We start from the raw sequence: 10,981 nt of genomic DNA on the forward strand, positions 1-10,981 counted from the left end.
CTGTTTTTGGATTATTCCATTAGAGGTGTTTCAGACTGTTTTTTATAGATATTGAATTCTGCATCTTGAAGTAATTTGGGTATAAATATCTTAACCAGAGTTCAGGTTAAATACTAAATATACCCCTCCTTTCGATTCTTAGTATAGTTAAATTAATATTTGCCAGCCTTAGACTAGTCCACTAAGTAATCACAATCGACTATGTAATTTCATTTGTATCAATCTAAACAAAGTAAAACTAAGTTCGTTATTAGAAAACTACGTATAAAGTTGTATTAAACTGGATTTGAGTTCCGTTAATGTGTACAATCTTCGACCTTTCCTTTGTGGTTGTTTAGGGTACAGGTTGCTTTAGTGTTATTAAAAATAGCGTTACAAAAAATAATATACTCGGCGTTGGCATTTCTTATATTTGCTAATTCAATGTTTGCATATTCTGCGGATTTACAAATATCTACTTTTAAAGATATTGATACCACAGTCCCAAGGGGGGCTGATATACGGTATCAGGTTGACTTTGAAAATGCAGAGCAAACCGTTGCAACTAACGTTAAATTAATATTCCCTCTACCCAATAGCACCACATTTGTTAGCGTAAATGACGTTACTGCATGTTCTTATACTTTGACGACTAGAGAAGTCATCTGTAATTGGGCGACTATTGATGGCACATCGATTACAGATAAACGTAAAAGCTTGCTTTTGACGATAAAGACATCAGCGCAGACCGGTAATATCGTTGATTCTCAAGTTCGTATCGAAGCTAGTAATGAAGATGCTGGCAAACTCTTAAATAACAGCGAAACGCAAAATACATCTATTGTTGCAGGTGTAGATGTTGCCATAACAAATTTAGTTTCGTTACCTACCACTGTGTATGTGGATGAGAACTACAAATACCAAATCACGATACAGAATAATGGCCCGGATATAGCTAAAGGGGTTGAGTTTACCCATGTTTTACCTAGTACAGCACGTTGGGTTAATCAGTCTGTTAATGCCCAAAAAGGTTGGGCGTGTTCTGGCACGCAAACGATTCGCTGTTTAAAAGATGAGCTTGAACCTAATGAACGCCAAAATCTTGAAATTCATGCTCGACTTTCAGGAGTAGGTAGCGGCACGGTAACTGCTACATCAAGCGTTAAGAGTTTGACCGCAGAAATCAAGCCTGAAAATAACCAGCGAGCAGTCAATACCAGCGTCAGTGAGCATGCAGATTTGACTGGGTCAATTGTGTCATACCATAAAGACGGATACGAATCGCGATGGTTAACTGTCAGTGATAGTTTTAGTTACAGAGTAAACGTTGTTAATAATGGCCCAAATAAGGCGGTTAACCCTGCATTTACTATTAGGCTACCGGCTGGCGTGACAGATATTGCTGCTGTACAAATCCCTAATTGGAATTGTTCTGCATTTAATAACCAAAATGAAATGAGATGTAGTTCAACAAGTGAGTTGGCGAGTAATGCGAGCGTTCCATTTACTATTTCAGCAACGACTCCATCGATTGCTGCTGCTTATCAGTCTACTTTGAGTGTTGAATCATCTACGATAGATAGAAATACCAATAATAATACGATTACACATACGTTTACTGCGCAACAAGGTAATCAAACTAATCTTGTTAGTTTTTCAAAAACGCTAGAGGGAAGAGCTACACAATTTAAAATCGGTGATGAGATCACTTTTAATCTGAGCGCGATTAACAATGGTGATGAAGTACAAATTACTCGAATCTCTGATGACTTACCAACAGGCCTTGATTTTGTCAGTGCTGTATCTAGTGACTTCAACTGTACTTTTAAGTCGCCAACGGTAACGTGTTTACCAGTAAATGGATCTTTTAAGAAAGATCAAGAAGTTAAAATCACCCTAAAAACAAAGGCAAAGCAGGCTGGTCCTTATACGAATACCGCTACACTTACCCTTGATACAGGTTCACCAATATCTAATTCAGCTAGTTTTACAATTTTATCTTCTGAGGCCGATGTTCGAATTACAAAAACGTCAGACTTAGCTTGGAATAATAAAAATGAGATGGGCAAAGTCTTTAACTTTATTATTAGCGTAAGTAATGTAGGTTTAGGTGCGGCTAATAATGTAGTTATTTCTGACACATTAATAAACGGTTACACCATTGCTGGACCTGTTACTGTAAACCGAGGGAGTGCGAGCGCCTCAGACTGGTCCTGTACTGTAAGTGGGAATACCCAAGTTGTTTGTGAAAGCGCTAGCATGGCAAGTAGGGATGCGATAAGTGTAATAATCCCAGCGAAAACGCCATTCAGTGAAGCAATGCCAAGGAATACCGCATCAGTCACATATGATGGTTTGACTAACGCAAATTCATTTACATATGAAGGATGGGGGTTTCAACCTAGTAATCCTGTTAGATTAAGTTTAACGAAAGTTAAAAAGTCTCGCTTAACAGATAATACTCAGTTAGTGACACAAAATGCTGAAATATTAAATGAATTCACCGTTGCAAATAATGGCGAAAGAGCAGCGGGAGGTACTATCAGGGTTGATGATGTGTTACCTCAAGGTGAGCAATTTATTGCTAATAATCAATATGGTACAGATTGGCAATGCTCACTCTCTGAAGCGTTGAGTGACGGTACTGGAGGTAAGGTAAGTTGTTTATATACCCCCAATCCAGTAGAGGGGCTATCTGGCGTTGCACCTTTGTTGGTTATAACGACTCGTGCCGTAGGTTTAGGGGGGTTAACTAATAATGCAACATTGATTGATGAGGGTGGGTTCCCTGGTATTGCACGGGCATCAGCGACAATTAATTCAGTGTTAAGTGCTGATTTAAAAGTAACAAAAGCAGCTCAACTCAGTGCCGATCAACGTTTAATTACATATACAATAAAAGCAGAACATCTATCTGGTAGCACAATTATTGGCGATGGCGCTAATACATTAGTGATCACTGATACTTTTGCGGGTACTTTTATCGCGAGAAAAGGTGTAATTGCCACCACGATAGATTTCCCTACTACAATCACTAGTAATCGCAATAGTCAATTTACTTGTTCACGAAGCGATAGTGGCTTATATGAGCAAACGGTATCCACTATTAAATGCGTATTGGCATCGGGTGAAATTTTTCAAGTAGGTGATTTTGTTGAGCTTGATATAACAGCAAGTCGTCCATTTACAACGGTTAATAATCAGCTTACAAACAGGGTAAATGTAAGCTCGTCTTCGTTTGCAGATACAGATCCTAGTAATAACCAATCAGCGGTAACAACGACCTTACAGCCTAGGTTTGATGTGGCGGTTAACGCAGTAACTTATGCTGCTAATCCAGTTTTAACAGGTGATGAATCATTATTGACTATTGAGATCCATAATCCCGCGTCGAGTGAAGCCAATGGGGTTGTCTTAGAGCATCAATTTAAACCAAATATTAGCCGTAAAATACAGTTTTTAAGCAGTAATTTTTCGCGCCTGGGTCAGCGTAATGTGTGTGTCTTTAATGACGTTACCTTACAGTTACGATGCGAAATAGGTGTACTTGCAAGTAATGAAGTACAAACAGTGACTTTACGTTTTATACCAAAAAGTGATATTAGCGGACAGGATTGGAGATTACCAAGTATTAGCACCATTTATGCAGATAATATGGCGCAAGACCTTAACTCATCTAACAATACTCAAACAGCAGAACTACTTGTTGAAGCACGAGATGCAAATTTAAAAATAGAAAATAATGATGTGCTAGATCCAATTGCATGGGTGCCGTCTCCTCGTGATTTCCCCGTATCACTTGATAATGTTGTAGTTTATAAGGTTGATCTAGAGTATTTATTTGATAATAAAGGTGATTTGTCAGTAGCCAGCGGTGTGCGTTATGACTTTAACATGACTCCATCCGGTGCGAATAGGCGTATCCAATTTTTATGTGACAGCAGTAATGATAAATCATGTACGGCGCAAACAGCACGTTGTGACAGTATTAATGCGGTTATTACTCAAAAGTACACAATAAAATGTGATGGCCCAGAAAATGAAAATAATAATCTTGAGCCGCTTGAGTTAAAAGAAAACCCCAATGGTAGTACAGAAAACATATATACCCGTTATTTGTTTTTTAAAGTCTTATCTCGTCCAAGTACAGCAGGTGAAGTAAGTGCAACAAACGCAGTTATTTATTCAAATGAGCGCGATCCTGTCTTGGGTAATAACGAGGAGAGAGAGCAAACATCAATTCGCGTAGCCGTTGATTTAGCGTTAACAAAAACGGCATCTCAAGCGAGTGTAGCGCTTGGTAGTGAATTTGATTTTTATATTGATGTATTTAATGCGGGTCCAGGTGACAGTGCTGAAAATGTTATTTATGACTTTTTACCAACAGAGGTAGAAGTTAACGGTACACCAACAGTCGAAAATGGCCTGTGCTTGGTTGATAACGCTGTAAAAAGCGGCGAATCAGTATCTAAACAACGCGTAATATGCCTAGTTGATGAAATTGCTTTGGGTGACTCTGTGCGAGTTACAATCCCTGTGAAAGTAGTTGAAATTCCGACTTCTAAGCTAATAACTAACCATGCTTGGGTTGAGACAAAAGGTTTTGATATTGATAAAACTAATAACGAAGATACAGAGACAGTTAGAGCCGTTGATTCAGCGTTATCAGGTAAAGTGTTTTTTGACTTAAATAACGATGGTGTTCAACAAGCTGCAACTGATGCAGGGCTTAGCGGTATTACTATTGCGCTTTCAGGTGTACGTAGTGATAACTCTATTATAGGTACTCAAACAGTAAAAACGACAGCCAGCGGTGAGTTTACTTTCATTGATCTTGAACCGGGTGTTTATCAGTTGTCGCAAGTAGATCAAAGCGAACTGATCAACTTTAAAGATGGTAAAGATAGTCGTGCAGGTGTGTTGATTGTTAACAGTGAGCAGTCAGATATTATCGCAGGTATTACTATTTCAGGCCAAGGAAACTCAGATAATCACTTATTTGCTGAGATCGGTTCGAGTGAAGTTGCTGGCCTTGTTTGGTCTGATTTAAATGACAATGGCGTGCAAGAGGTTACAGAGGTAGTAGGTCTTGAAGGTGTTGAATTTGAATTAGTTGGTACAGATGAAGCCGGTTTAGACGTTTCTTTAAACACGCTAAGTAATAAGCAAGGTCTTTATTCATTTAATGGCTTACGTGCTGGTATCTACACGTTAAGGCAACCAGTTCAACCCGTTGATTTTAGTGATGGCTTAGAAAGTGAAGATGGTGCGGTACTTGAAAATAGCCGCACAACAGACATGATTACTCTAGGGCGTTTGAATAATAATCAACGTTTTTTACAAAGAAACTTTGCTGAGGTTCCGACGCTGCTTTCTGCGATTATTCAAGGAATGGTTTACCTTGATATTGAACAAAATGGTGTAATCGATACCAATGATAAATTGCTGAAAAACGTTGCTATCAACCTCACTGGTAAAGATGCAAGAGGGGCGAGTGTTTCCCTAACCACCACCACAGATGCGCAAGGTAACTATCGTTTTGAAAATGTACTTACATCAGACGTAACAGGTTACACATTAACGCAAGTACATCCTGCTTTGTATAAAGATGGTGTAGAGAGAAATAGTGACGGTGCGATCAAAGATTCTGATACAACGGATGAGATCAGCAAAATCATTATCACAGATAGCACTACAAAAACGTATGATTTTACAGAGCAAAACCCAGACACAGCAAGCGTGTCTGGGCGTGTGTATTTTGATGCAAACCAAGACGGCACCATTACAGATAATGACAAGTTACTAGCCAATGTAGACATTACCTTAATAGGTAAAGACATCTTCGGGACTGACATTAACCTGACAACGCAAACGAATGCGCAAGGTGAATACACGTTCGCTGATTTATTTGCCTCAGATGCCAACGGTTATAACGTCACGCAAACTCAACCCGCGCTTTATAAAGATGGTGTTGAGCGTAATAGTGCAGGCATGATTGCAGACTCTGATGTAACAGATACGGTTACCGTTGCGCTTTCTACAAACAACCAGCTTGTTGACTTCACAGAGCAAAATCCAGACACAGCGACTATTTCAGGGCGTGTGTATTTTGATGAAAACCAAGACGGCACACTTGCAGATAACGACACGTTATTAGCGAATGTCGATATTACCTTAACGGGTAAAAATATCTTCGGGACTGACATTAACCTGACAACGCAAACGAATGAGCAGGGTGAATATGTTTTCGCTGATTTATTTGCCTCAGATGCCAGCGGTTATAACGTCACGCAAACTCAACCCGCGTTTTATAAAGATGGTGTCGAGCGTAATAGCTCGGGTGCTATTGCAGGCTCTGAAACAACTGATTCGGTCACAGTTCAGTTAGTGGCTAACAATAATGAGTTAGTCGATTTTACTGAGCAAAACCCAGATACAGCGACTATTTCAGGGCGTGTGTATTTTGATGCAAACCAAGATGGCACCATTGCTGATAACGACAAGTTACTAGCCAATGTAGACATTACCTTAATAGGTAAAGACATCTTCGGGACTGACATTAACCTGACAACGCAAACAAACGCGCAAGGTGAATACACGTTCGCTGATTTATTTGCCTCAGATACCAATGGTTACACAGTAACGCAGACGCAACCTGCGCTTTATAAAGACGGTGTAGAGCGTAACAGCTCGGGTGCTATAGCAGGCTCTGATTTAACAGATACGGTTATTGTTAATTTGACTGCAAGCAACCAGCTAGTTGACTTCACAGAGCAAAATCCAGATACAGCGACTATTTCAGGGCGTGTGTATTTTGATGAAAACCAAGACGGCACACTTGCAGATAACGACACGTTATTAGCGAATGTCGATATTACCTTAACGGGTAAAAATATCTTCGGGACTGACATTAACCTGACAACGCAAACGAATGAGCAGGGTGAATATGTTTTCGCTGATTTATTTGCCTCAGATGCCAGCGGTTATAACGTCACGCAAACTCAACCCGCGTTTTATAAAGATGGTGTCGAGCGTAATAGCTCGGGTGCTATTGCAGGCTCTGAAACAACTGATTCGGTCACAGTTCAGTTAGTGGCTAACAATAATGAGTTAGTCGATTTTACTGAGCAAAATCCCGATACAGCGACTATTTCAGGGCGTGTGTATTTTGATGAAAACCAAGATGGCACCATTGCAGATAACGACACGTTATTAACGAATGTCGATATTACCTTAACGGGTAAGGATATCTTCGGTTCAGACATTAACTTTACCGCGCAAACAAATGCGCAAGGTGAATACACGTTCGCTGATTTATTTGCCTCAGATGCCAATGGATACACAGTAACGCAGACGCAACCTGCGCTTTATAAAGACGGTGTTGAGCGTAACAATGCAGGCATGATTGCAGGCTCTGATGTAACAGATACGGTTACCGTTGCGCTTTCAACAAGCAATCAGCTAGTTGACTTCACAGAGCAAAACCCAGATACAGCAAGCGTGTCAGGGCGTGTGTATTTCGATGAAAACCAAGACGGTACACTTGCCGGTAACGATAAGTTACTTACTGGCGTAGCGATTACCTTAATAGGTAAAGACATCTTCGGGACTGACATTAACTTTACCGCACAAACGAATGAGCAGGGTGAATACACGTTCGCTGATTTATTTGCCTCAGATACTAATGGTTACACCGTAACGCAAACACAACCCGCGCTTTATAAAGACGGTGTTGAGCGTAATAGCTCGGGTGCTATTGCAGGCTCTGATCTAACGGATACGGTTACCGTTGTGCTTTCAACAAGCAATCAGCTAGTTGACTTTACAGAGCAAAATCCAGATACAGCGACTATTTCAGGGCGTGTGTATTTTGATGCAAACCAAGATGGCACCATTGCTGATAACGATAAGTTACTTGCTGGCGTAGCGATTACCTTAATAGGTAAAGATATCTTCGGGACTGACATTAACCTGACAACGCAAACAAGCGCGCAAGGTGAATACACGTTCGCTGATTTATTTGCCTCAGATGCCAACGGTTATACCGTAACGCAAACCCAGCCCGCGCTTTATAAAGATGGTGTTGAGCGTAACAATACAGGCATGATTGCAGGCTCTGATCTAACAGATACGGTTACCGTTGCGCTTTCTACAAACAATCAGCTTGTTGACTTCACAGAGCAAAACCCAGATACAACAACTATTTCAGGGCGTGTGTATTTTGATGAAAACCAAGATGGCACGATTGCTGATAACGACACGTTATTAACGAATGTCGATATTACCTTAACGGGTAAGGATATCTTCGGTTCAGACATTAACTTTACCGCGCAAACAAACGCGCAAGGTGAATACACGTTCGCTGATTTATTTGCCTCAGATGCCAATGGATACACCGTGGCGCAAACACAACCCGCGCTTTATAAAGACGGTGTTGAGCGTAATAGTGCAGGCATGATTGCAGGCTCTGATGTAACAGATACGGTTACCGTTGCGCTTTCTACAAACAACCAGCTTGTTGACTTCACAGAGCAAAATCCAGATACAGCGACTATTTCAGGGCGTGTGTATTTTGATGCAAACCAAGATGGCACCATTGCTGATAACGACAAATTATTAGCCGATGTAGGCATTACCTTAACGGGTAAAGACATCTTCGGGACTGACATTAACCTGACAACGCAAACGAATGAGCAGGGTGAATATGTTTTCGCTGATTTATTTGCCTCAGATGCCAGCGGTTATAACGTCACGCAAACGCAACCTGCGCTTTATAAAGACGGTGTTGAGCGTAACAATACAGGCATGATTGCAGGCTCTGATCTAACAGATACGGTTACCGTTGCGCTTTCTACAAGCAATCAGCTAGTTGACTTTACAGAGCAAAATCCCGATACAGCGACTATTTCAGGGCGTGTGTATTTCGATACAAACCAAGATGGCACCATTGCTGATAACGACAAATTATTAGCCGATGTAGGCATTACCTTAACGGGTAAAAATATCTTCGGTTCAGACATTAACCTGACAACGCAAACGAATGCGCAAGGTGAATACACGTTCGCTGATTTATTTGCCTCAGATACCAATGGTTACATCGTCACGCAAACACAACCCGCGTTTTATAAAGATGGTGTTGAGCGTAATAGCTCAGGTGTGATTGCAGGCTCTGATTTAACAGATACGGTTATTGTTAATTTGACTGCAAGCAACCAGCTTGTTGACTTTACAGAGCAAAATCCCGATACAGCGACTATTTCAGGGCGTGTGTATTTTGATGAAAACCAAGATGGCACCATTGCTGATAACGACACGTTATTAACGAATGTCGATATTACCTTAACGGGTAAGGATATCTTCGGTTCAGACATTAACTTTACCGCGCAAACAAATGCGCAAGGTGAATACACGTTCGCTGATTTATTTGCCTCAGATGCCAATGGATACACAGTAACGCAGACGCAGCCTGCGCTTTATAAAGACGGTGTCGAGCGTAATAGCTCAGGTGTGATTGCAGGCTCTGATTTAACAGATACGGTTATTGTTAATTTGACTGCAAGCAACCAGCTTGTTGACTTTACAGAGCAAAATCCCGATACAGCGACTATTTCAGGGCGTGTGTATTTTGATGAAAACCAAGATGGCACGATTGCAGGTAACGACACGTTATTAGCGAATGTCGATATTACCTTAACGGGTAAAAATATCTTCGGTTCAAGAATCTCGTTAACGACGCAAACGAATGCGCAGGGTGAATACACGTTCGCTAATTTATTTGCTTCAAACGCCAGTGGTTATACCATCACGCAGACGCAGCCTGCGCTTTATAAAGACGGTGTCGAGCGTAATAGCTCAGGTGTGATTGCAGGCTCTGATCTAACGGATACAGTGACTGTTGTGCTGACGACAAGCAACGAGCTTGTTGACTTCACAGAGCAAAACCCAGATACAGCAAGCGTGTCAGGCCGTGTGTACTTCGATGAAAATCAAGACGGCACCATTACAGGTAACGACACGTTATTAGCGAATGTCGATATTACCTTAACGGGTAAGGATATCTTTGGTTCAACAATCTCGTTAACAACGCAAACGAATGAGCAGGGTGAATACACGTTCGCTGATTTATTTGCCTCAGATGCCAATGGGTACACAGTAACGCAGACGCAACCTGCGCTTTATAAAGACGGTGTTGAGCGTAACAATGCAGGTGTAATTGCAGGCTCTGATGTAACAGATACGGTTATTGTTAATTTGACTGCAAGCAACGAGCTTGTTGACTTCACAGAGCAAAATCCCGATACAGCGACTATTTCAGGCCGTGTGTACTTCGATGAAAATCAAGACGGTGTGATTGCAGATAACGATCTGTTATTAGCTAATGTAGACATTGCCCTAACAGGTAAAGACATCTTCGGCACTGACATTAACCTAACAGCGCAAACAAACGCGCAAGGTGAATACACGTTTGAGAATTTATTTGCCTCAGATACCAATGGTTACACAGTAACGCAGACGCAACCTGCGCTTTATAAAGACGGTGTTGAGCGTAATAGCTCGGGTGCTATTGAAGGCTCTGATGTAACAGATACAGTGACTGTTATGCTTTCTGCAAGCAATCAGCTTGTTGACTTTACTGAGCAAAACCCTAATACCGCAAGTGTGTTTGGGCGTGTGTATTTTGATGAAAACCAAGATGGCACCATTGCAGATAACGACACGTTATTAGCGAATGTCGATATTACCTTAACGGGTAAAAATATCTTCGGGACTGACATTAACCTGACAACGCAAACAAACGCGCAAGGTGAATACACGTTTGAGAATTTATTTGCCTCAGATGCCAATGGATACACCGTGGCGCAAACACAACCCGCGCTTTATAAAGACGGTGTTGAGCGTAACAATGTAGGTGTAATTGCAGGCTCTGATGTAACAGATACAGTTACTGTTATGCTTTCTGCAAGCAATCAGCTTGTTGACTTTACTGAGCAAAACCCAGACA

General features: G+C 41.1%; 1 protein-coding gene. It reads left to right on the top strand.

All coding sequences use genetic code 11. From position 1 onward, the window contains the following. Positions 1–423: 423 nt before the first annotated feature. The coding region (locus A7967_RS19970; RefSeq protein ID WP_157756429.1) for an SdrD B-like domain-containing protein at positions 424–10,981 on the top strand (10,558 nt) is incomplete at its 3' end.

The sequence above is a fragment of the Pseudoalteromonas neustonica genome (assembly GCF_001653135.1).
In the GTDB taxonomy this organism is placed as follows: domain Bacteria; phylum Pseudomonadota; class Gammaproteobacteria; order Enterobacterales; family Alteromonadaceae; genus Pseudoalteromonas; species Pseudoalteromonas neustonica.